General features: G+C 66.9%; 24 protein-coding genes. 5 read left to right on the top strand and 19 right to left on the bottom strand.

Annotated features, from left to right (window positions below):
- Positions 1-70: 70 nt before the first annotated feature.
- The 14 genes from ACWEVN_RS05000 to ACWEVN_RS04935 all read right to left on the bottom strand — a co-directional run bounded on the left by ACWEVN_RS05000 (position 71) and on the right by ACWEVN_RS04935 (position 6,995).
- Positions 71-247 (bottom strand): helix-turn-helix transcriptional regulator, encoded by a 177-nt coding sequence (locus ACWEVN_RS05000; RefSeq protein ID WP_452050317.1) that lies wholly within the window; start codon positions 245-247, stop codon positions 71-73.
- A complete protein-coding gene (locus ACWEVN_RS04995; RefSeq protein WP_452050316.1) occupies positions 240-1,589 on the bottom strand; it encodes a replication initiator in 1,350 nt (449 codons plus the stop codon). The genes ACWEVN_RS05000 and ACWEVN_RS04995 overlap by 8 nt, the downstream gene beginning before the upstream one ends.
- A gap of 92 nt (positions 1,590-1,681) precedes the next feature.
- Complete coding sequence (locus ACWEVN_RS04990; RefSeq protein ID WP_452050315.1) at positions 1,682-2,341, bottom strand: DUF2637 domain-containing protein; 660 nt, start codon at positions 2,339-2,341, stop codon at positions 1,682-1,684.
- A 17-nt stretch (positions 2,342-2,358) separates the two neighbouring features.
- Entirely contained in the window at positions 2,359-2,565 is a 207-nt protein-coding gene (locus tag ACWEVN_RS04985; RefSeq protein ID WP_452050314.1) for a hypothetical protein, read from the bottom strand.
- A gap of 11 nt (positions 2,566-2,576) precedes the next feature.
- Positions 2,577-2,993 (bottom strand): hypothetical protein, encoded by a 417-nt coding sequence (locus ACWEVN_RS04980; protein ID WP_452050313.1) that lies wholly within the window; start codon positions 2,991-2,993, stop codon positions 2,577-2,579.
- Positions 2,990-3,211, bottom strand: coding sequence for a hypothetical protein (locus ACWEVN_RS04975; protein WP_452050312.1), 222 nt, complete (start codon positions 3,209-3,211; stop codon positions 2,990-2,992). The genes ACWEVN_RS04980 and ACWEVN_RS04975 overlap by 4 nt, the downstream gene beginning before the upstream one ends.
- Positions 3,212-3,227: 16 nt before the next feature.
- A complete protein-coding gene (locus tag ACWEVN_RS04970) occupies positions 3,228-3,449 on the bottom strand; it encodes a hypothetical protein (RefSeq protein ID WP_452050311.1) in 222 nt (73 codons plus the stop codon).
- Positions 3,446-3,814, bottom strand: a complete 369-nt coding sequence (locus ACWEVN_RS04965; RefSeq protein ID WP_452050310.1) for a hypothetical protein — start codon at positions 3,812-3,814, stop codon at positions 3,446-3,448. The genes ACWEVN_RS04970 and ACWEVN_RS04965 overlap by 4 nt, the downstream gene beginning before the upstream one ends.
- Entirely contained in the window at positions 3,814-5,181 is a 1,368-nt protein-coding gene (locus ACWEVN_RS04960) for an FtsK/SpoIIIE domain-containing protein (RefSeq protein ID WP_452050309.1), read from the bottom strand. The genes ACWEVN_RS04965 and ACWEVN_RS04960 overlap by 1 nt, the downstream gene beginning before the upstream one ends.
- A gap of 97 nt (positions 5,182-5,278) precedes the next feature.
- Positions 5,279-5,461 (bottom strand): hypothetical protein, encoded by a 183-nt coding sequence (locus ACWEVN_RS04955; protein WP_452050308.1) that lies wholly within the window; start codon positions 5,459-5,461, stop codon positions 5,279-5,281.
- 1 nt (position 5,462) lies between these two features.
- Positions 5,463-5,726 carry a hypothetical protein gene (locus ACWEVN_RS04950; protein WP_452050307.1) on the bottom strand — a complete coding sequence of 88 codons (264 nt, stop codon included), beginning with the start codon at positions 5,724-5,726 and terminating at the stop codon, positions 5,463-5,465.
- A gap of 6 nt (positions 5,727-5,732) precedes the next feature.
- Complete coding sequence (locus ACWEVN_RS04945; RefSeq protein WP_285996542.1) at positions 5,733-5,900, bottom strand: hypothetical protein; 168 nt, start codon at positions 5,898-5,900, stop codon at positions 5,733-5,735.
- Position 5,901: 1 nt separating this feature from the next.
- Complete coding sequence (locus ACWEVN_RS04940) at positions 5,902-6,030, bottom strand: hypothetical protein (protein ID WP_452050306.1); 129 nt, start codon at positions 6,028-6,030, stop codon at positions 5,902-5,904.
- 587 nt (positions 6,031-6,617) lie between these two features.
- Positions 6,618-6,995 (bottom strand): hypothetical protein, encoded by a 378-nt coding sequence (locus tag ACWEVN_RS04935; protein WP_285996545.1) that lies wholly within the window; start codon positions 6,993-6,995, stop codon positions 6,618-6,620.
- Between the two features lie 141 nt (positions 6,996-7,136).
- On the opposite strand from ACWEVN_RS04935, the gene ACWEVN_RS04930 reads away from it, so the two are divergent.
- The 4 genes from ACWEVN_RS04930 (at position 7,137) to ACWEVN_RS04915 (ending at position 12,698) form a co-directional block, all read left to right on the top strand.
- Positions 7,137-7,901 carry a GntR family transcriptional regulator gene (locus ACWEVN_RS04930; RefSeq protein ID WP_452050305.1) on the top strand — a complete coding sequence of 255 codons (765 nt, stop codon included), beginning with the start codon at positions 7,137-7,139 and terminating at the stop codon, positions 7,899-7,901.
- Positions 7,902-7,919: 18 nt separating this feature from the next.
- Positions 7,920-8,591, top strand: coding sequence for a YdcF family protein (locus tag ACWEVN_RS04925; RefSeq protein ID WP_452050304.1), 672 nt, complete (start codon positions 7,920-7,922; stop codon positions 8,589-8,591).
- Positions 8,592-8,602: 11 nt separating this feature from the next.
- A complete protein-coding gene (locus ACWEVN_RS04920; RefSeq protein WP_452050303.1) occupies positions 8,603-8,842 on the top strand; it encodes a sigma factor-like helix-turn-helix DNA-binding protein in 240 nt (79 codons plus the stop codon).
- 775 nt (positions 8,843-9,617) lie between these two features.
- Positions 9,618-12,698: an N-6 DNA methylase gene (locus ACWEVN_RS04915; RefSeq protein WP_452050302.1), complete on the top strand. Its 3,081-nt coding sequence runs from the start codon at positions 9,618-9,620 to the stop codon at positions 12,696-12,698.
- 771 nt (positions 12,699-13,469) lie between these two features.
- On the opposite strand, the gene ACWEVN_RS04910 is transcribed toward ACWEVN_RS04915, so the two are convergent.
- Genes ACWEVN_RS04910 through ACWEVN_RS04900 form a run of 3 tightly spaced genes read right to left on the bottom strand, consistent with a single transcriptional unit; the run spans position 13,470 to position 15,911 of the window.
- On the bottom strand, positions 13,470-14,345 hold the full coding sequence (locus tag ACWEVN_RS04910) for a restriction endonuclease (protein ID WP_452050301.1): 876 nt from the start codon (positions 14,343-14,345) through the stop codon (positions 13,470-13,472).
- Positions 14,346-14,404: 59 nt separating this feature from the next.
- The gene (locus ACWEVN_RS04905) at positions 14,405-15,262 is read right to left on the bottom strand and encodes a hypothetical protein (RefSeq protein ID WP_452050300.1); all 858 of its coding nucleotides are present in this window, start codon (positions 15,260-15,262) and stop codon (positions 14,405-14,407) included.
- A complete protein-coding gene (locus ACWEVN_RS04900) occupies positions 15,249-15,911 on the bottom strand; it encodes a vWA domain-containing protein (RefSeq protein WP_449682629.1) in 663 nt (220 codons plus the stop codon). Before ACWEVN_RS04900 ends, ACWEVN_RS04905 begins: the two co-directional genes overlap by 14 nt.
- A gap of 146 nt (positions 15,912-16,057) precedes the next feature.
- On the opposite strand from ACWEVN_RS04900, the gene ACWEVN_RS04895 reads away from it, so the two are divergent.
- Complete coding sequence (locus ACWEVN_RS04895; RefSeq protein WP_452050299.1) at positions 16,058-18,970, top strand: tetratricopeptide repeat protein; 2,913 nt, start codon at positions 16,058-16,060, stop codon at positions 18,968-18,970.
- 37 nt (positions 18,971-19,007) lie between these two features.
- Here ACWEVN_RS04895 and ACWEVN_RS04890 read toward each other — a convergent pair whose 3' ends face one another.
- Together ACWEVN_RS04890 and ACWEVN_RS04885 are read right to left on the bottom strand one after the other, a co-directional pair.
- The gene (locus ACWEVN_RS04890; protein WP_449682627.1) at positions 19,008-19,181 is read right to left on the bottom strand and encodes a hypothetical protein; all 174 of its coding nucleotides are present in this window, start codon (positions 19,179-19,181) and stop codon (positions 19,008-19,010) included.
- 85 nt (positions 19,182-19,266) lie between these two features.
- Positions 19,267-20,541 carry an MFS transporter gene (locus tag ACWEVN_RS04885; protein WP_452050298.1) on the bottom strand — a complete coding sequence of 425 codons (1,275 nt, stop codon included), beginning with the start codon at positions 20,539-20,541 and terminating at the stop codon, positions 19,267-19,269.
- Positions 20,542-20,600 lie beyond the last annotated feature (59 nt).

The raw sequence follows: 20,600 nt of genomic DNA, 5'->3' as shown, positions 1-20,600 counted from the left end.
TACCCGCCGTGCGGCAGTTCGTACGTGCGGATCTTCCCCCACGTTCCCAGCGGGAGTGATGGCCTGCCCATCAGACCACCCCTTGCTGATCGACCCACGCGTCGACGTCCTCGGAGCGGTAGCGGACGTACTTGCCGATACGTCGGCCAGTCGGCCCGTAGCCCTTGGTGCGCCACTGGTAGAGGGTGTTCTTCGGGACGCCGAGGTAGTCGGCAACATCTTCGATGCTGAGCAGTTTGCTATTCATGGCGGTTTTCCTTGCTGTACTTGTGTTTACGGTCGTCTCGGATGCGTTCGGCGATGGCGCCGGCGAGTTCGCGTTCGGCGTCGTCGCGGTAGCCAGCGCCGTCGAATTGCCAGTCGTTGACCACGGCGATGGAGTCGGCGCGGTCGTCGAGACCGAGGCGTTCGAGCGTTTCGGCGAGCCGGAAGGCCCGGCGGTCACCTCGAATCGCCTTGAACGTCGTCGAGTACGCGAGCGACTTCGTCAAGAAGTGGCCCCGGAACGCGAGCATGTGCGCCCAGCGCCGAAGCTTCAGGCCCTCGTACACCGGCAGGTCTCCGAGGTCCCAAGCGGTCTGGATGATGCGACGGTGGTGCGGCGTCACCTTCAGATGGTCAATGTCGAGTTGCGAGCGGATCGGCCGGTCAGCGGCTTCGCTCTTGCCGGTGCCCTTCGTGGCGTACTTGGCGATGTACGCGGCGAGCCGGGCCTCGGAGATCTGGCCGGCATCGTCCTCCAGCTCGGCCGAGGCGGCGGGTTCGATCCGGCGGACGTCGACCTGCGTCCCCCACGTCAGCGGCAGCTCGGTGCCATCCGGGTAGGCGGTGCGCACGAGGACGGCCCCAGCGGCGGCGTAGACGGCGTCCTCGAGCAAGTCCGGGTGCGCCCACCGGGGAGCTGGGGATACCGCGCCGTCGGGGCCGTCGAGGCGCACGACGGCGTGGAAGTGGACGAGACCGCGCCGCTGGTACTCCGCGACCTTGCCGTAGGAGAGCCGGGCCTGTTCGGCGAACTCGCGGGCCTTGAGCCCGGCCCGTTTGGCGATCTCCCGACGCAGCCGCATCGTGAACCGCTGCCACAGCACTCCGGCGTGGGCCTGCCAGAGCACCGACCCGACGTAGTCGTAGCTCTCCGGGTCGAGCGGCGAGCCGATGCGGGTGTCGTCGTCGTGGTGGTACTCCCCGCAGCCGCACGGCCGCCGCTTCCCGTTGCGGGTGATGTGCGCGGTGTGGACGGGGCCGAAGGACGGCGCGGTGAGGGTGACGAACGCGCGCGGCCGGTCGTTCACCGACTCCGGGATGCCCTTATGGCCGCCGACGAGTCCGGCGCGGATGAGATGGAAGGCGTCGGCGGCGTAGCGGTCGGAGCAGGCCGGGCAGACCCCGGACCGGCGGTTGCCGCAGGGGGCGAAGATGTCCCCGCCGTGGTGGTGCAGCACCTGGCCGGTGGTGGCGTCCTGGAGCTGGTGCGCGCCAGAAAGCCGGATGGGGCGGGCACAGCCGTTAACGGCGCGGACCTTGTCCCGCCAGTCGTGGTAATCGCGCGCCCGTACGCGGGCGGCGAGGCGGTCGTCCAACGTCAGCATGGCGGAGCCTTTCGGTGGGCGGGCATGGAAACGGCGCGGGAGCCGGGCCGGTGTGGCGGGGCTCCCGCGCCGTGGCGGGTGCGTCGCGGTGGTCAGCCGGTGGTGAGTTCGCGCAGGATCTGCGCGGCCATCGGTTCCGGGACGCGGACGACGCGGCGGATCTCCTCGATGGTCAGTTCCCGCCCTTCGCTGCGGGCGGCTTCAGCGACGCTGGTGATCTTGCTGGTCAGTTCGGCGGGGAGCTTGAGCCGGGGCCGGGCCGGAGCGACGACGGCAGCGGGTTGCCGGACGGGTTCGTTCTCGATGTCGGTCCGTGCGGCGGTGGCGGTGACCGGCTCGGACTCGGGTTCCGGGGCCGGGGCGCGGCGCATGAGCAGCTTCACCACGACCAGGAACCCGAGTGCCGGCATCGCGGCGACGAGCCATCCGGCCGGGGTGGGTTCGGCGAGCGCGACTTGCGCGGCCATCTGCACCCCGAACCCCGCCACCAGCACCGCGACAGGGAACGTGAGCTTCCGGGAACCTCCGGTGCGGTGGTCGCGCTGGATCTCGAACCCGGCGACGATCACAATGCCCTCGATCACCACCGCGTCGGCCCAGGCGATCCAGCCGAGCTGTCCGTGGTGGACGGCCCAGTCGTGGGTGTGGGTGAACCCGGCCGCCGCGCCGATGGTGCCGAGGACCACGGCGACCAGGACCCGGATGGTGTCCACCAGCCGACGAGTCCGGTTCGTACTGTCCGCAGTGGACATGACGTTCTCCTTTCGGGTCAGCGTTCGCCGCGCCACCGTGCGGCGTAGGTTCGGTAGTGGTCAGCTTCCTGCTCCAGCAGCCTGACGACGGTGTCGGCCAGCTCGGCCAACTGCGGGTTCCGGTAGCCCGGGTTCTCCTGGTCGCTGGCGGGGATGGCGAGTTCCGCCGTGTAGTACTCGTAGAGCAGCCGGTCGATGTGTCCGAAGTAGTGGATTCCGCTCACGGCAATGCCTTTCAGGTCAGGGGCGTGAGGTTGGACCAGCGTTGGAGCATGTCCCGGCCGCGTCGGGTCAGCCGCAGCGGCAGGACGGGTTTGCGTACGACACCGTGCAGGCAGGAGACCGTTTCGCGGGCGGGGCTGCGTTCGACGTAGCCGATGGACACCAGGTGCATCACGACGTCGTCCTCTTGCGCGGCCCGGCAGTGTCCGTCGCCGTCGAGGACCATCACGCGGTCGGTGTCGTCCAGCAGCCCGAATTTCCCGTCTCGGACCTCCGCGAGCACGTCTTTGGCTACCAGCGGGTTGCCGGGCGTACCGAGCGGCTTACGACGTCCCCGGGCCGGAGGGCAGGCCCGGCCGGCGGTCGGTGCCGGGGCCGGAGCGGGAGTGCCGAACAGGCCGAGCTGCCCGGGATCGCGGCGGACGCTCATCGGATGCGCTCCCGTCCGATGTCGCCGAACTCGCGGTTGCGGAACTCGGTGACCCCGAGCACCAGGCCGAGCCCGACGCAGCCGAACACCGCCGCCACGATCCAGAACAGCACTGACCAGCCCTGCACGTGGTGGATCAGGTAGAGCACGAGCACTGCCGGGACGCCGTACTTGGCGTAGATCCAGGCCCGCCATACGTAGAAACCGAGACGCCACATGGCGTTTCTCCCTTGATCACGCGCCTACGCGGCGCACCTTGTCGAGTGCTTCCTGGATCAGCCCGAAGGCGTCGAGTGCGGCGCCGTACTCCGGGTCATCGATCGGTCCGACGTCGCCCACGTGACCGAGGCGGTGTTCGACGTCCACGCGGACCCAGTCGCACCACCCGGCCGCCTCCGAGAGCGCGCGTCCCAGGTGGGACACCACGCGCGCATGCGAGTTCTCCCGGTCGCTCATGGTCGGTGCTCTCCGGACGGTTGATGGCGCGGACAGAAGACGTCCGGGTATTCGGTGACCCACGTCGGGCACCAGGTGCGCAGCACCTCTTGGAGCGCGTCCCAGTCCTCGAACAGGTCCGGCTTGTCCCCGGGCAGCTCGGCACACACCCCGCACCGTGCGAGATACACCTCATCCAGCGAGGCGACGTGAGGCTCGTACAGCTCGATTCCACGTTCCGCGCACTGCTCCACCGCGACCTGCATCTCCCACATCGCGCGGGACCTGTCGCGGTGAATCCGGCCGCTGAGGGGACGGGGGTAGGCCCCCACGACGACGTGGTAGTGCCGCTGGTGCAGCCGCGCCGGGTAGATGACCGTGGCCATCACGCCACCACCGACAAGCCGGGTGCCGGGCGGCCGGAGCGGATGAACGCGATCAGTTCGTCGATCTCGCGGTCGTCGACGTAGGCGGCCCGGACGCGCTGCGGGACGCGGGTGCGCTGCCGGATCACGTAGCCGATGCCGGCGGTGTCGGGCACGTTCGGGATCTCGTCCGCCAGAGCGCCGCGCAGCCGGGCACCGTCCCCCAGGACCATGTCCACGTGCGACTGTGCGGTCACCCGCAAGCACACCCGAGTCGGGAACAGCTCCCGCACGGGGACGACGTCCTTCGCGGGTTCCTGCACCAGCGCGGTCATGAAGTGCCCGGTGGCGCGGCCCTGGGAGCCGACGATCGCGAGCAGCTTGCGCAGGTTGCGGGCGATGGTGCCGTCGCCGTAGGCCAGCAACGCGCCGATCTCGTCGATGATCAGCAGGTTCAGCGGGGTCTCGCGGGAGACCTCGATCTTGCGGCGGCCGGAACCGGCGAAGGACTGCTGCACCGCACGTAGGTCGGCGACGTACTCCTCCACCAGCTCCGTGCACGCCTGCTCGGTGTCGGCGTAGCGGTAGGCGACGTCGGCGTCCCCGAGCTTGCGGAACTCCAGTTGCTTCGGGTCGCAGATCCACAGCCGGACCAGTCCGTCCCGGATCAGCGGAGCCAGCGCCCGCAGCTCGGAGAGCACGATCGAGTTCTTGCCCGCGCCGGTCGCACCCGCGACGAACAGGTGATCGCGGATCCGCAGCCGCCAGTCGGTGCCGTACTCGGTGTCGCCGACGTAGATGTCGTCGATGTCGACCGCGTCGGCCGTCTCGGGCATCTCCGGGGCTGGGATGGTCTCGGTGAACGGCTCCGAGCGTTCGATGATCAGCGCGACGTAGCCGGGCTTCGGGTGTTCGAAGGCGATGCGCTGCACCTTGAGGGTGTCGGCGAGCCGTTCGAGGTTCTCCTCAATCGAGCGGCGAGCCTGCCCGCGCGCCAGTGCCATCGTGACGACGTCGACCGACGGGGAGTAGGACCGCAGCCGGGTGATGCGCGGGAACAGGTCCTCGCCGGTCTTGCGGTCGGTGACGTACATGTCGCAGGCCCGCAGCGCCCGGGTGAAGCGCGGCCCGAAGTAGACCGACCAGCGGCGGCGCCAGGCTCGAAGCCGCGGGGCGGCGTAGTGGTCGAAGGTGTCCGGGTGCGCCCGGTACCAGCACGTCAGCGCGCCGGCAGTTCCGCCCGCGATGCCGCCCGTGGCGGTCCAGCCCAGCTCGATCCCGGAGCCGAGCACGGCGGCCGGGGCGAGGGTGGCGCCGGGGTGGCGGACGAGCCACTTGAGCGCCTTGACTTCGGTCCCGACCGTGCGGGACGACTTGGGGGTGTTCATGGCGTGGTGGTCCTCTCGAACAGCACGAGACCGGCCCCGCGTCCCGTGGTGGGAGCTGGGGCCGGTCTCGTGCGAAACGGATCATGTGCGGTTGTGGTCAGGGTTTGATGGCGGTCCGAGCGTCGGTCAGCTCGGTGGTGAGCGTGCCCATCGCGCGGGCCATGCGGTCGTGCGCGGCCTTGAAGCCGTTCTTGTGCGACGGCATCCCGCGCATCGAGTCCTTGAGCTGGGTAAGCGTGGAACCGAGGTCGTCGACGACCCGGTCGACCTGGTGCGCCATGTCAGAACCTCCAGTCCCGCGAGACCAGCTCCGCTTCGTGTTTCTTGCCCAGCACGCGCAGCCGGTCCAGTTCGTCGAATGCTTTCGTTCGGAGTGCCTTGAGTTCGTCTTTCGTGGCGATGGTCCAGAAGTCGGCCATCGCGTCCTCGTCGTAGTGGTCGATGAGCTTGTCGACCTCGCCGAGGACTTCGGCGACCATGTCCATGGTGGACACGAACGTCGCGTAGCGCTGCTGCGCGCGCCGGTTGAGTGCCGCGATCTGCATTGCCGTTTACCCTTCGCGTGTCGTGGCGACCAGCTCAGCCGCCGAAGTGAGGTCCGCTGCCAGGAAGCGCACCGCGTTCCCGACCGCGACCTTGATCTCCCGATCCGGACCCGTGGCCACGAACGCGCGGTACGCCTCGTTCGCCGCCGTGATGATCGCCAGGATTTCCGACATGTCAGCCTCCGTTCCGGATCACGTGCTGCGCGTGCTTCAGGCCCTCACAGAACCCGGCCTGCCACCCGAGGTCGTCGGTCGGCTCCGTCATCGCGGCGGCCCGTTCCCGTTCCAACCGTGCAGCGAGCATCCGGATCACCACACCGACCTTCACCGGGCGGCTCACCGGCCAGCCCGCCACGCCAGCACCAGTCCCGAGACCAGCGCGAGCACTCCGAACACCGGGACCGCCCACATCAGCAGCCCCACTAGTACCGCCCAAAACACGTACGTCACTGCACTCCTCCTCACATGTGCCACTGGCGGCCATACACGGTGCACGTCGCAACCCGTGTCGGCGACAGCCAGAAACTCGCCGAACAGACGTGGTTGGTCTCAGGAACCCCGCTTCGGGCCGTGCGGGTCGTACGACGACAACCCACCCCGAACCGCGTTCATTGCGCCACCCATTCGCCTACTCCTTCCGCTTGAAACTCCGTGGTAGAACCCCAGGACTCCCGAACGGTGTGTCCGGCCGGGAATCGAGGCGCGCCACCACAAACAGCGCGGTTTTAGGCATGGATCGGCCCACTGTGTATTTGTCAAAGAGCAAGAAGTGCCCTTGCCCGACTCGAAACGGGCAGCCAACCTATTTGGGAAGGGCTCCAGGGTGGTGATGACGCGGCGGCTGGGGAGGTAGCCGCGCGAACCGGTCACCCACCGGTCATTCGGCCGGCATCAGGCGGCGCGCTGCGCAGCACCCGACCCGGCGGGCTTGAGACCCATCGCCTTGAACCACAGACCCGAGCCGGTGATCCGGCCGTCATCCCCCGTCGTCTGCCACGTGTTCAACACCGGGTCGATCAACTCCACGTAGGTGCCCTCGTCGAACCCCTCCCCCGGGTCCGCCGCGAGCGTAACCTTGATCTCCTCGCCCTTCCCCGGGCGGCGGCCCTCCACCGGACGCGGCTTCGCGAACAGCATCACCACGAACGCCTGATTGCCCTCACGGTCGATCGCGGGCTGAAGCTCCCCCTTGACCTCGCGCATCTTCATCGTCGGGGCCTCCGTGACCATGAACCGGTAGCCCGAGCTGACGAACGGGATGTCCTGCATGTCTGCCTCCAAGGTCGCCATTAGAACTATCGCTATTAGACAGGAGGTGACACTAGCTGTCAATAGAACTATCTCTATTGCTCCGCTGGCGCGGTAGACTGCAGGTAGAGATAGGGTTATCGCCCACCGAGAGGAGGCGGCTTGACGATCGGCTACCGCGACCTGGCCTCACTGCTCAGGGACGCCATCAGGGCAGGCGACTACCCGCCGGAAAGCACGCTTCCGAAGCAGGACGACCTCGCCAACCAGTACGACATCAACGTCAACACGGTGCGCAAGGCCATCAGCGTTCTTGAGTCCGAAGGGCTCGTGACGTCCGTCCGCCGGCGCGGCACCGTGGTTCGAGCGCGGCCGCCGATGAAGCGTCTCGGTGTGGAGCGCTACGCGAAAAACAAGTGGAAGTTCGGACTCGTGGCGTTCGCCGCCGACCGCGAAGCCTCGGGGCAGACCTGGAACCGGAACGACCAGACCAACCAGGTCCGCAAGGTCGACGCTGACACCGACGTCGCGAGTGCCCTCGGCATCGAACCTGGCAGTCCCGTGTACGAGCGCGCGCGACTGGTCAAACAGGACGGCCACCCGACCCACACGCTCACCAGCTACTACCGGCCCGAGCACGTCGAGAACACACCGATCGTCGACCCGAAACCTGGAACGGCGACTCCCGGCGGCGGCTTCGCCGTGCTCACGCTGCAGGGGCTGGAGCCCGACAGCATGACCGAGACCTTTCACTCCCGAATGCCGACTCCCGAGGAGATCGACGAACTGGAGCTCCCGGCCGGCGAGCCCGTGATGATCCTGGAGCGCACGACCCGAACAGCGGACGGCACACCGGTCGAGTTCGCACGCGGGGTTCACGCGGCTTCCCGGTTCGCCTGGTCCTACACGTTCGAGATCCCCGAGTAGTTCCGCGAGGAGACACCTGTGCCGACGCCGACGACCGAAATCCCCGACAAGCTCCGGGAAGACGTCGAGACACTGTGGAACTTCCACCGCATCGACGATCCGCTGCGCCCCGTGGACGTCGCAATCGGACTCGGAAGCCATGACCCGAGCGTCGCCGTCTACGCAGCCGAACTGTACGGCCGGCACCTCTTCCCGCTGATCGCCTTCACCGGAGCCAACGCTCCGACCACCGTCGATCGGTTTCCTCGTGGCGAGGCCGTCCACTATCGAGAGATCGCGATGGACCGGGGCGTCCCGGACTCAGCCATTCTCGTCGAGCCGAAGGCGACGAACACGGCGGAGAACTTCGAGTTCACCCGTGACCTACTTCGCCAGCACGGGACCGAGGTCGGTTCTGCTCTCATCCTCAGTCGGCCATACCAACAGCGCCGTGCCTACACGACCGCGAAGAAGCTGTGGCCAGAGGTCGACTTCCTCTGCTCCGCGATCCAGCAGCCACTGAGTGACTACGTCGAGAGCATCGGCGACCCCAAGCGTGTGATCGACATGCTCGTCGGTGACACCCAGCGGCTGACGGTCTACGCCGACGCCGGGTACGCGATCCCCCAGGACATCCCAGCCGACGTCGAGGCGGCGTACAACAGGCTGATCGCGGCGGGCTACGACAGCCGCCTGATTCCGACCAGTTAAGACACGGAACCGTGGAAGCCGACGAGTTCGACCGCGTTCGCCACGACCCCGACCCGATCCGACGAGCGAAGCGTTCAACGGCGCTGATCGAAACCTATCGGGACCGGATGGCCGAGCTGTCACGCCTGCGCAAGGAGGCGATCGAGGAAGCCCACGACGCCGGGATGAGCTACACCGAGATTGCCGCTTCCCTCGGCCTCAGCAAGGGCCGCATCACCCAGATCCGGTCTCAGCCTTCCGAGTCGGCGTGACCCTGGCCTGTCGCCCCGCGATCGGTGTGTTCAGAGTTTCTTTTCTTGTTCAAGGCGGCCCCTCCGGGGCCGCGCCGCTATCGGCCGGCACGCGCGGGGCCCGCCTCCGGCACCCACGCGACCGGCCGGCGGCTGCACCGGAAGCCGCAGCTCAAGAAGAACAGAATGTCCTCGCCGGACGGGCAGGTCATCGAGATGGCCTGGACGTGCGCGGCGGTTGCGTCCGTGTGCGGCCAAACGGCATCTCGACGACCTCCCGGAGGGCTATCACGCCGCGTCAAGGGGGCAGCCGAGCAGGTCAGCGGCGGTCGGGCGGTAGGTGCCCCCTTGACGCAGCGTGATCGGGCTGCGCCAGGTCGTCGAGATGCCGAAAGGCCACCCACTTGAGGGTTGAGACATACTTCTCGGACACAACTCGGGTATCGGAGAGACTTGGAGCTCCTCCCTGCTCGACGGCGAGATCGGGGCGGGAGCGCACGTCCTGGAGTCGGCGAGTAAGTGCAAGGGGCCCTCACCGGGCAGCCAGGCCCCGGCATGGCCGAGAAAGCGCGCACGGTTGCGTTGTGTAGTGTTCGTTTGGGTCACCTTGTCGCCACGCTTGGTAACTGCCACGTGGAGCCGGGTCGCGAGGTTGGCCAGTCAGCCGGCGGTCTAGCCCCAAGTTGCGGCCACGGCTCCACGTGATCGAGAGGTCACCAGGCGACGGGATGGCCGAAACGAACACGCTTGGGCAATCTTGCCAAGATCGCGACCCCAGGTCCCCTAGACTCAAGCCGTGCCTATCGATGTCGCCCGAGATGCTGTCGAACGCCTGGCCACCCGAAGCGGGACACGCACTGAAGCAGACGTGCAGGCCGACGTTTACCTTCTGCTGACGTCAGGCGCTCTCGCGCTAGAGCCGACTGACGTCGCACGGCTCGAGGTGCAGCTTGGCGATGGCTCGAAACGGCGTATCGACGTCGAGATCGGGCACTGCGTGATTGAGGTAAAAAAGGATCTCCGCATAGGCGGAGTACGGAAGCAAGCCGAGACCCAACTCGCAGGCTATGTCCGCGACCAATCCCTCAAACTCGGCGTACGCTACGTTGGAATTCTTACAGACGGAACTGAATGGTACCTCTATCACCTGCGCGACGATGAGCTGCATCAAGCAGCTAAATTGCAACTGAACCCTCAATCTCCCGAAGTAGATCGACTTATTGTATGGCTGGAATCCATCCTCGCAACACAGGATGCCATCATTCCAACACCGGTCGAAATCACGCGGCGACTGGGCGCCGATTCCCCCGCACATCAGCTCGATCATCTCGCCCTAAGCGCAATTTACGCCAAATCGCAGCATTCACCCGAGATTCGACTGAAGCGAGATCTGTGGGCAAAGCTGCTCCGCACGGCTTTCGGTAAGGCTTTCAGCGACGACGAGAAGTTATTCCTCGATCACACTCTTCTCGTCCTCACTGCGGAGATAATCGCACATGCAGTTGTCGGATTCGACATCTCGCCAACAGGCGGCCTAACTCCGACCACACTCGCGCGCGGTACCGAGTTTGGGAACGCTCTGATTTACGGCGTCGTTGAGGCAGATTTTTTCGATTGGGTCCTAGTGGCACCGGGTGGACAAGCCTTTATCGCCGAACTAGCGCGACGCATCTCTCGATTCGACTGGTCCCTGGTCAAACACGATGTTCTTAAAGTTCTTTACGAATCTGTCATCAGCAAGGATCTTCGCGTCAGTCTAGGTGAGTACTACACCCCGGACTGGCTCGCAAACCGCATGGTTGACGACACGGTCCAGAAACCACTAGAGCAAAAAGTTCTAGATCCAGCGTGCGGATCTGGAACATTCCTTTTCCACGCCGTTCGCAAATATCTGGAGAGCGCGGACGCAGCTGGAATATCAAATGAGAAAGCGGTCAGCGGGGTCACACATCATGTGTACGGGATGGACATCCATCCTGTAGCCGTGACGCTGGCCCGCGTGACTTACCTTCTCGCAATCGGCCCAAGTCGCTTGGCAGCGTCTGATCGACCCGCAATCTCCGTCCCCGTCTACCTCGGCGACTCCGTCCAGTGGGAGCAGCGCACCGACCTGCTTAGCGACGAAGATCGCATCACGATCTCAACTAGCGGGACCGACTTGGTCGAAGGTGGTGGCGCACTGTTCGGGGATGATTTGGTCTTCCCAAGAAGCATTCTGGAGGATGCTGGTGACTTTGACCGCCTCGTGACCGCAATGGCCGACAAAGCGTTGGATATGTCCAGCAGGAAAAGTCGAGACCTAATCGCTCCAACACTGCGGCAATTTGGCATCCACAGCGACGACTACGACATGTTGGCTACAACTTTCGAAGTCATGAGACGATTGCACTCTACCGGGCGCAACCACATCTGGGGGTACTACGTCCGGAATCTTATCCGGCCCATCTGGCTTACTCATTCAGAGCAGCAAGTTGACGTTCTCGTCGGGAACCCGCCCTGGCTCCGCTATAACAAAATGACCAGTGCCATGCAAGAGCGCTACATTACACTATCCAAAGACCGCGGTTTATTAACCGGCGGCTTAGGCGCCTCAAGTCGCGACCTTTCCACCTTATTTGCCGCACGGTGCATCGAACTCTACCTGAAGCTCAATGGCAAGTTCTCTTTTGTGATGCCTCACGGAACAATGACCCGGAAGCCTCACACCGGTTTTCGCGCTGGAAAATGGGGATCCGACCTGAGCGGGCCCGTGAACAGCGAATTCAGCAGCAGCTGGGATCTCTCCAAGGTTAATACCGGATTTCCGAACCACTCCTGCGTTGTCCGGGGGCAACGCAGCAAGAAGGCCACTGAAATGCCATCTACAGTTAGAATGTGGGCAGGAAAATTAAAGTCTAGCGATACAGATTGGTCTACCGTTGCGGCAAATATTAACATTTCAGACACACGGATTGGCGTTCTAAAATCTGGAGAAAGAAAGCCTGAGTCTCCCTACAAGAAGCGCTTCAGGAATGGCGCAATCTTATACCCGCGCGTTCTGATGTTTGTAGATGAGACCTCCACAGGACCACTCGGCGCAGGCGCCGGAAGAGTGGCAGTGAGGTCAAGAAGGACTAACGTCGAAAACCCTCCCTGGAAGGAAGTCCCGTCCCTGAGCGGCGCCGTTGAGCGCGCGTTCGTACGTCCTGTTCATTTAGGTGAAACAGTCCTTCCGTATCGACTTCTTCGACCACTCCGTGCAGTGGTACCCGCGAACGAGACCGAAATCCTAAGCGCGCCGAAGGTAGACGAAATTCACGGGCTATCACAGTGGTGGACCGAAGCAGAGAAAATATGGGGAAAACATAAGGCGCAAACAGAGGAGCGACCGCTCCTGGAGCGAATCGACGAGTGGAAGCAGCTAAGCTCCCAGTTGCCAGCAGCCAAGCATAGAATTGTGTACAACAAATCAGGAAACATGCTTGTTGCGTCGAGACTTGAAGATTCCCGCTGCTTGGTCGAAAACGGTCTCTACTGGGCAGCTACCAGCACCATCTCAGAAGCGCGGTACTTGACTGCGGTACTCAACTCAGAAGCCATAATGGATAAGATCAAGCCCCTACTAGCGATTGGCCTATTCGGACTCCGCCATATCGACAAGAACGTCTTCTCAGCGGAGATACCCACATATGATAGTAAAAATCAAAAACATGTGGCGCTCGCCGCATTGGCCGAACAAGCCGAGAGCGTTGCGGCCGACGTTGATCTCGAAAATACCGGCTTTCAGAAAGCCCGCCGCCTGATTATGGCGAAATTGAAAAATTTAGGCATCGCCCAACAGATTGAGCATTATGTCGGCGAGATCGTCCCCACGCCGAACGTAGAAAGGTATATTTGACCAGCTGGGCTTCTCTGCTCTGCGGGTCGGAACCCTCCGATCACGTAGCACACGTGCCACGGTTCGGTGTTCGGTGTTCTTGGGCGACCGAACGCCGAACACTCCGGCCGGACGTCGCCACCTCCCAGGGCGGCCAGACCCTGGCTTTACCCTCGCCAATGGTCGCGAGATGACCACAAGTGACCAGGGGCATCAACTTACCGCAGCTAGCAGGTTGCCCAGGTAGCGGCACATGTCGATCACTCTTGACGATCAACGGAAGACTTGATCCACAAAAGCGGGTGTCGCAGGTTCGAATCCTGCCGGGGGCACCTCGGACGGTCGCTGCAGGGCGAGCCGTCACAGCACAGGGCAGCCTGACGGCTCGTGTCACTCAGTACTCACTCTCCAGCTAGGCCCCTCATCAACCGCGTAAGTATCACTGCGATAGAGCTCCTAGTCGGCGCCACCCGGCACCCCAGCCTCGGATAGGTCGCCCGAACCCCGTCAGCCTGACTAAGGGTCCATTACTACCAACTTCACGGCGACTATCAAGCGCGCGTCAGCCAGAAACAGACAATCCAACCACGGGGATTTCTCCGGCCGTGGTGGGCTGTCGCTGGGGCAGCTCACCACGGTTGGTCTTGAACGAGGACCGGGCCACAAAGCCCTACCTCGCTGATCGGCGACCACCCTGCCGGCGACGTTCAGCAAAGTGGGGCCCGGGCCAGGTCTATTCCCACCCTTTGCCGGTCCCGCGGAGCTCGAATGGTTCTCCGCATTCCCGCGCCCTCAGATCGAGTCGAAGAAGCTAGTGTGCACGGTGACCTGCTCGACCAGTTCGGTGGAGATGCCCAGTTTGTGCTCGCGAAGGAGCTCCACCAGTTCCTCGCCGTCGATGAGGTCGAGCGGTGGAGCGCCGTCGCGGGTGGCTTCTGCACGAGCCGCCGAGGTGAACGTTCCGGTGGTGATGAGCAAGCCCTTCTCGCCTCGGCCGATCATTGCTCCGCGGAAGTCGCGGACCTGCGAAGACCCGACCGAACCGACGTAGCGCTTGCATTGGAAGAAGACGGGGAAGGAGACCAGCGACATGCGGTAGGTTCCCACGCCGTCGATCCCGCCGTCGCCGGTTCGGCCGGTGACGGCGACGTTGATGAACCCGGCTTGGCGAAGGAGGCGCTGGCACAGCCGCTCGAAAGCGTCCGGCGTCATCGCTTGGAGCGCGGCCAGCGCCGTAGCCTGCCAGGCCTGTTCGGCATCGTCGTCGCCATCCAGAACGACCTCGTCGGCTGTGTCGGCGGAGACGGACGTGTCCTCCGGCACGGCGCTCTTCTTACGATCACGCGCGTGCATCACGCGGCGGCGCTTGACCTCCGCCTCGTCGACTTCCTTGCCGTCCTTGGTCAGCGCCCACACGCCACGGCTGACGGTTTCGACCAGACCGCGTTTCTTCGCGATCGTGCGAGCCCAGCGCAGCCGGTACGGAAGCTCCAGCCCGTTGCGACCGTCCAATTGCTGCTGTTCATCGGTGAAGCCTTCGAGCTGGGCGACCTTGTCGTCTATCTCGTCGATCCGCCCCGAGCCGCCCAGCTCTCGCAGCGCGCACACGACCGGCCAGACCAGCGAGCGCGCCGACGGAATCTCCACGTCTGTACCTGCGATGGTCACCGATCAAGCTTCCCGGTTCCTCGATCCTCCAGTGCGGTCGTCCATCGTCGCACGGGCGCTCATCGGTCCTCCGCCCACCGGGCCCCGTACACCAGCCCCGGTGTGAGGTGGCGAAACTGCAGGTGGACCTCCCCCGCCGCGTCCACCTGCAGCTTTCGTCCCCGGTAGCCCGGGTCCTGGACGTCCCTCTCGAACGCTCCGTCCAGTGCCAGCACCTCCGGTGGGGCCTTCTTCCCGAACCGCAGGCGCAGATCGAATACTTCGCACCGGTGCCGGGGGACGAAGACCATCCGGGACGGCGGCTCCACCGGGAACACCGCCGCGAACTCCCACGAGCCGCCGCGGGGCAGGGGTGCCGGTAAGTCCACCGTTCCCGCCGAAGACAGCGTTCCGCCGTACAGCACCATGCCCTCCGTCGAAGGAACCGCCAGGTCGAACGACCGGAGTCCGTCCTGGTCGGCCACCACTCGGTGCTGCTCGAACACGCACGGTTCCTCGATCACCAGCGCCAGCGTCAACGATGCCGTGTGCCAGCGGCCCGGGGCCGGCGGGGACAGGGGTGTGGCCAGCTCGGCCAGCAGCTCGATCGCCTCGTCCACGCGGCGGCGGACCGTGCGCGGGTCCCGGTCGACGCGCTCTGCCGCCCACTTGACTCTTTCCTGGTACAGCGGCTGGCGGGCCTCCGGTGTGATCGCGAAGGCCGCCAATGCCGCCAAGCGGAGGTCCTCCGGCAACTGCTCCGCCAGCTCCGACAGCCTGCCGGACACCTTGGCGCGGATCGCCACCATTCCGTCCGCTTCCACCACTCCGCACGCCGCCCGCAGGCACGGGCCCACCCGGTCGTGGAGCCTGCTCGCCTGCAAGCCGCGGCCCTTCCGCACCGTCTTCAGCTCCGCCACCAGCTCAGCGCGCTCCACCGGCTTCTCCTTCAGTGCGTTTCCATGGCAACCCCTTTGCGCGCCCCCGTGCCGACAGGGTGCGGTCGGCCGGTGGACGGGAAGTGGACAGAACGTGCATCACCGAGGCGATCAGCGCCGTGCCCATGCGGACGCCGTCGCGGCTCAAGTACGTGCGGAACGTTCCGATGCGGCCCAGCGCCTCCTCGTCCGCGTCGCCCAGGCCGAACGTCACCACCCGGGGACAGCGCGGCCACGCCGGGTCCGCCAGCGACGCGTACGCCGACGGCCAGGTCACCGGGTCCGTCGGCTGGCCGTCGGACAGGAAGAACACCAGGGGGCGGTGGACGCGGACGCGGTGGCGGCGCAACACCGAGACCTCGCGGTCGATCTCGGCACGCAGGAAGGTGAACACCGGCCCGAAGTTGCTGCCCGCGCACGGACCGGGTTCCGGCAGCTCAGCGAGGTCGTCCATCGGCAGCAGCGACTGGACCACCCGCGGCCGCTCGCCGAACCCCACCACGCTGCAGAACACGCGGCCGGCCACCGACGCGTCCGCGTGGACGGCGCCGCGGAACTCGCGCAACCCCGCGTTGAGCTCGTCGATGTGGTCGGTCATCGACAGCGAAACGTCGCAGGCCACGTAACACGGCAACACGTCGGACCCCATATTCGTTTCTCCTTCACCCCTGGTCGACCGGCGGAGTGTGCCAACGCCTTGTGCACCGAACGTGGAAGAAATGCGGATTCGCGAAACCCGGACGGCCGATTGCGCGACATCAAAAGAGGACAGCAAGCTGACGCCGGGGAGGCCGCGTGGAGTTTCGGATGCTCGGCCCGCTGGAGGCGTGGCACGACGGCGTGCCGGTGCCGCTGGGCGACCAGCAGCAGCGGTTCGTCCTCGTCGTGCTCCTCCTGCACGCCAACAAGCCCGTCACACCCGCCCGGCTCGCCGAGATCGTCTGGGCCGATCGCGAAGCCAAACCCACCCTGGTGCGCAGCTACATCAAGCGGCTGCGGGACGTCGTCGGGGACGCGACCATCGAGACCACCCCGACCGGCTACCTGCTGCGGATCGCCGACGACCAGCTCGACACCGCCCGCTTCAACCGGCTGCGCGCCGAAGCCGCGGACGTCCGCGCCGACGACCCCCGCCGGGCGATCGCGCTGCTGCGCGAGGCCGCCGGGCTGTGGCGTGGGAAGTTCCTCGAAGACATCGACATCGACCGCGTCGGCGGGCCCGAGGTCATCTCGCCGGACGAGAGCTACCCGGACGTCGTCGGTGACCTGGCCGAACTCGAGCTCGAATCCGGCGACCACCGCTCGGCGCGCGACCGGCTGCGGCCGCTCGTCCAGGCCGATCCGGCCAGCCAGAAGCACGCCGAACTGCTGATGCGCGCGCTGCTCGCCGGCGGCGACCGGGTCGCGGCGCTGCGCGTCTTCCACGGCACCCGCGACGCCCTCACCGCGCTGCGGATGGCGCCCGGGCCGGTGCTGCGCAAGCTCGCCGCGCGCGCCGAACAGGGCGATCCGCCCAGTTCGCTGCCGTCGCGGCCCGGCGGGTTCACCGGCCGGACCGGCGAAATCGCCGCGATCGAGGCGGCTGCCGCGGCCGGGCGGCGCGCGGTCTGGGTCAGCGGTGCGCCCGGCGTCGGCAAGACCGGGCTGGTCGTCGAGGCGGCCCACCGGCTCCGCCGCCGGTTCCCCGACGGCCAGCTGCTCGCCCGGCTGAACGGGTTCACCCCCGGTGTCGAGCCGGCCGACGTCGGCGACGCCCTCACCGAGCTGCTGGTCGAACTCGGCGTCCCCGCCGAGCAGATCCCGGCCACCGTGGGCCGGAAAGTGACGCTCTACCAGGCGACGCTGTGGGGCACGCGCACGCTCGTCGTGCTGGACAACGCCGCGTCGCCGGAGCAGATCCGGCCGCTGCTGCCGGAGGCGGACGGCTGCCTGGCCGTCATCACCAGCCGGCGGATGGGCGACGCCGACACCGGCGAGCCTCTCCGGCTCTCGCCGTTGCCCCTGGAGGAGGCCGCCGAGCTGTTCCACGTGCTCGCCGGGCCGTCGCGGCTGCGCGGCCGGGCCGCCGACGTCGACGCGGTGGTCCGGCGGTGCGGCTGCCTGCCGATGCCGATCCGCGTGGCGGCCGCGCTGTTCCGGCGGCACGACCGGTGGCCGCTGGAGCACCTGCTGCGCCTGCTCGAGGAGAACGGGCCGTGGGGTGAGGCCGACGGCATCGCCGCCGTCCGGGTGTCCTACCGGCAGCTCGGCGAGCCGCAGCGCACCCTGTTCCGGCTGCTCGGCAGCCTGCCCGGCCCGGACGTGGACGTCGCGGGCGGCGCCGCGCTGGCCGGCTGCGGCGTCGCCGAGGCGCGAGCGCTGCTCGACGACCTCCACGAGGTCAGCCTGCTGGAGGAGGCCGCGACCGAGCGCTACCAGATGCTCGACCCGCTCAAGGAGTTCGCCGCCGAGGAGCCGGCCCCCGAGCCCGCGCTGGTGCGGCTGCTCGACTACTACCTCGTCACGCTGGCGGCCGCGGTCCGCGCCGCGTACCCGTTCGACCGGGCTCAGCTGCCGTCGACGACGGACCGGTCCTGCGCGGTGACGCCGGGCTTCGCCGACGCCGACGCCGGGCTGCGGTGGATCGTCGCCGAACGCGACAACCTCGTGGCCGCCATCCGTTACGCCGCCGCGCACACGCTGCCCGAGCACACCTGGCGGCTGGCCGTGCTGCTGTGGCGGTACTTCAACACGACGAACCAGTTCGAAGACTGGATCGGCACGCTTGAACTCGCCTGGAAGATCGTCGCCTCCGACGCGGGCAACGACTACGGCCAGGCGCACGTCCTGCTGCGGCTCGCCACCGCGCACGACCGGCGCGGGCAGCTCGCCGAGGCACTGGAGCTCGCCGCCCAGGCACTGCCCAAGTGGCGCCGCCTGGGTGACCCGCGCGGCGAGGCGGCGACGCTGTGCGCGCTCGCCATCCCCACCATGGAACTGGGCCGGCACGACCAGGCGATCGCCCACCTCGAAGCCGCGCTGGCCAAGTACGAGCAAACCGAGGACCGCCGGGGCGAAGCCCACGCGCTGGGCATGCTCGGCTACCTCAACGAGCTCCACGGCAACCTCCAGGTCGCGTTGCGCCAGCACGAATCCGCCGCGCGGATGCTGCGCGAGATCGGCCACGTCCAGGGCCTGGCGCACACGCTCAACAACCTCGGTTCGGTGCAGGAACGGCTCGGTCTGCTGACCGAAGCGCTGGCCAGTTACACGGAAGCGCACGGGCACGCCGCCGAAGTCGGCGACCGCTGTGTCGAGGCGTACGCGCTGAACAACCTCGGGAACGTGCACCGGCAGCGCGGCCGGTACGCCGAAGCCGTCCGTTACCACGACAAGGCCCGCGAAGTGGCGGCGAACGTGCCGGACGCGGACCTGCGCACCCAGCTGTACCTCGACCGCGGCGCGACGGCGCTGGCCCGCGGCGCCCGTCAGGAAGCCCTCACCGCCGGCAAGTCCGCTCTGGACCTGGCCGACGGCAGCGGCAACCGCGCCTACCGGGCCCGCGCCCACCGCGGCGTCGCCGAAACGCTGCACGCGATGGGCGACCACGAAAGCGCCGTCACGCACTGGGCCGCGGCCGAGGACGAGTTCGCCGAGCTCGAGCTGCCGGAAGCCGGCGAAGTGCGCGAAGTGCGTTCGGCGCTGAGCTGCGCCTGCGCGCCGCGGTGAGCCGTGAGTGGCGGCGCCACTCACGGCCGCGGGTTCCTCAACCGTGCCAGGGGTTGCCGTCGGTGGTGGGGGTCGGCGTCGGCGTGACGACCGGGGCGGCCGGCGCCCCGCCGTCGTCCGCGGACGCGGTGGTGGCGCCGATCAGCGGCAGCGCGGCGAGCGCGCAGACGGCGAGCACCGGACCGGCGATTTTGACCAGCTTTTTGGACATGGCGAATCCCTCCTCGGGAATGGTGATTTGATCCGGGCGCTTCGGAGAATTCCGCGCCCACCACCGAGGATTCGCGCCGCCGCATTCAGCGACAAGGGGTTTCCTGTTTCATAAACGAACAGGAAACAGCGAGCGCTCCGGCCAAGAGCACGCCCGCGGCCGTGAACAGCGCGATCGACGTCGTCGTCGCGTCCGACAACGCACCCAGGATCGCCACCCCGAGGGCCGCGCCGGCCTGGCGGGAGGCGTTCAACGCGCCGCCCGCGATGCCGGTCAGTTCGGGCGGGGCCGCCGTGACCACCATGGCCAGCAGCGACGGGATGGCCAACGAGACGCCGAAGCCCAGCAGGGCCAGCGCGACCACCGACAGCGCCGCCGACGTCGTGCCCGCCTGGAGCAGCGCGCCTCCGGACATCAGGGCGAAGCCCGAAACCGCCGGGATCCGCGGGCCGGAACGGGCCACCAGCCGGCCGGTGAAAATCGGGTTGAACGCCGTCGGGATCGTCAGCGGCAGGAAGGCCAGCCCGGTGGTCGACGGCGGATATCCGCGGGTTTTCTGAAAATACAGTGACAGCACGAACAGCACCCCGGACAATCCGAAGTTCACGATCGCGCCGGCCGCCAGCCCGAGCGGGAACGCGCGGACGCGGAACAGGCGGGCCGGGAGCATCGCCTCCGGGTGACGCTGGGACCGCACGAACACCGCGGCCGCGGCGACGGCGAGCACCAGGGCACCCCACGACCGCTCGATCAACGCGTACGTCAGCGTCGACAAGGCGACGACCGCCGACACCTGGCTCACCACGTCGAACCGACCCGGTCTCGCCGGGGTCGACGGTGCCGAGCGGGACAGCGCCAGAGCGATCAGCGCCACCGGGACGTTGACCAGGAAGATCGCCCGCCAGCCGAACGCCTCCGTCAGGACGCCGCCCAGCACCGGGCCCGCCACCAGGCCGGTTCCGCTCACCGCGGCCCACACCCCCATCGCCTTCGCCCGCGCGGACGGCGCCGGGTTGGCCACCGCGATCAGCGACAGCGACGAAGGAACCAGCAAGGCGCCCGCGACGCCGAGCAGCGCTCGCAGCGCGATCAGCATCGGTGCCGAAACCGACAGCGCCGACAAGCCGGACAGCGCCGCGAACGAGGTGAGACCGAGGAAGAACACCCGGCGGGCGCCGAACCGGTCCGACCACGCTCCCGCGGTGAGGAGGAACGCCGCGAACGTCAGCGTGTAGCCGTTCGAAATCCATTGCTGCGCCGGCAAAGACGGTGAGAGGGCCGGCAGGGCGACCGTCACGATCGTCGTGTCCAGCATGACCAGGAAGTAACCCAGCGATAAGCCGGTGAGGAGTCTTGCCACACCGGAAGCTTGGACGCTCGGTGACCTCGGCGGAAGCAGGGAGTTACGATGGCGGGTAT

This window comes from Amycolatopsis sp. NPDC003861 (assembly GCF_053605405.1).
This window is presented reverse-complemented; position numbering and strand designations above follow the sequence as displayed.

Coding starts and splice junctions, on each gene's coding strand:
- ACWEVN_RS04890 (WP_449682627.1), bottom strand. CDS start 19,181: ATGTCCAAAAAGCTGGTCAAAATCGCCGGTCCGGTGCTCGCCGTCTGC.
- ACWEVN_RS04945 (WP_285996542.1), bottom strand. CDS start 5,900: ATGTCGGAAATCCTGGCGATCATCACGGCGGCGAACGAGGCGTACCGC.
- ACWEVN_RS04900 (WP_449682629.1), bottom strand. CDS start 15,911: ATGGGGTCCGACGTGTTGCCGTGTTACGTGGCCTGCGACGTTTCGCTG.
- ACWEVN_RS04995 (WP_452050316.1), bottom strand. CDS start 1,589: ATGCTGACGTTGGACGACCGCCTCGCCGCCCGCGTACGGGCGCGCGAT.
- ACWEVN_RS04990 (WP_452050315.1), bottom strand. CDS start 2,341: ATGTCCACTGCGGACAGTACGAACCGGACTCGTCGGCTGGTGGACACC.
- ACWEVN_RS04980 (WP_452050313.1), bottom strand. CDS start 2,993: ATGAGCGTCCGCCGCGATCCCGGGCAGCTCGGCCTGTTCGGCACTCCC.
- ACWEVN_RS04955 (WP_452050308.1), bottom strand. CDS start 5,461: ATGGCGCACCAGGTCGACCGGGTCGTCGACGACCTCGGTTCCACGCTT.
- ACWEVN_RS04970 (WP_452050311.1), bottom strand. CDS start 3,449: ATGAGCGACCGGGAGAACTCGCATGCGCGCGTGGTGTCCCACCTGGGA.
- ACWEVN_RS04960 (WP_452050309.1), bottom strand. CDS start 5,181: ATGAACACCCCCAAGTCGTCCCGCACGGTCGGGACCGAAGTCAAGGCG.
- ACWEVN_RS04940 (WP_452050306.1), bottom strand. CDS start 6,030: ATGCTCGCTGCACGGTTGGAACGGGAACGGGCCGCCGCGATGACGGAG.
- ACWEVN_RS05000 (WP_452050317.1), bottom strand. CDS start 247: ATGAATAGCAAACTGCTCAGCATCGAAGATGTTGCCGACTACCTCGGC.
- ACWEVN_RS04975 (WP_452050312.1), bottom strand. CDS start 3,211: ATGTGGCGTCTCGGTTTCTACGTATGGCGGGCCTGGATCTACGCCAAG.
- ACWEVN_RS04950 (WP_452050307.1), bottom strand. CDS start 5,726: ATGCAGATCGCGGCACTCAACCGGCGCGCGCAGCAGCGCTACGCGACG.
- ACWEVN_RS04965 (WP_452050310.1), bottom strand. CDS start 3,814: ATGGCCACGGTCATCTACCCGGCGCGGCTGCACCAGCGGCACTACCAC.
- ACWEVN_RS04935 (WP_285996545.1), bottom strand. CDS start 6,995: ATGCAGGACATCCCGTTCGTCAGCTCGGGCTACCGGTTCATGGTCACG.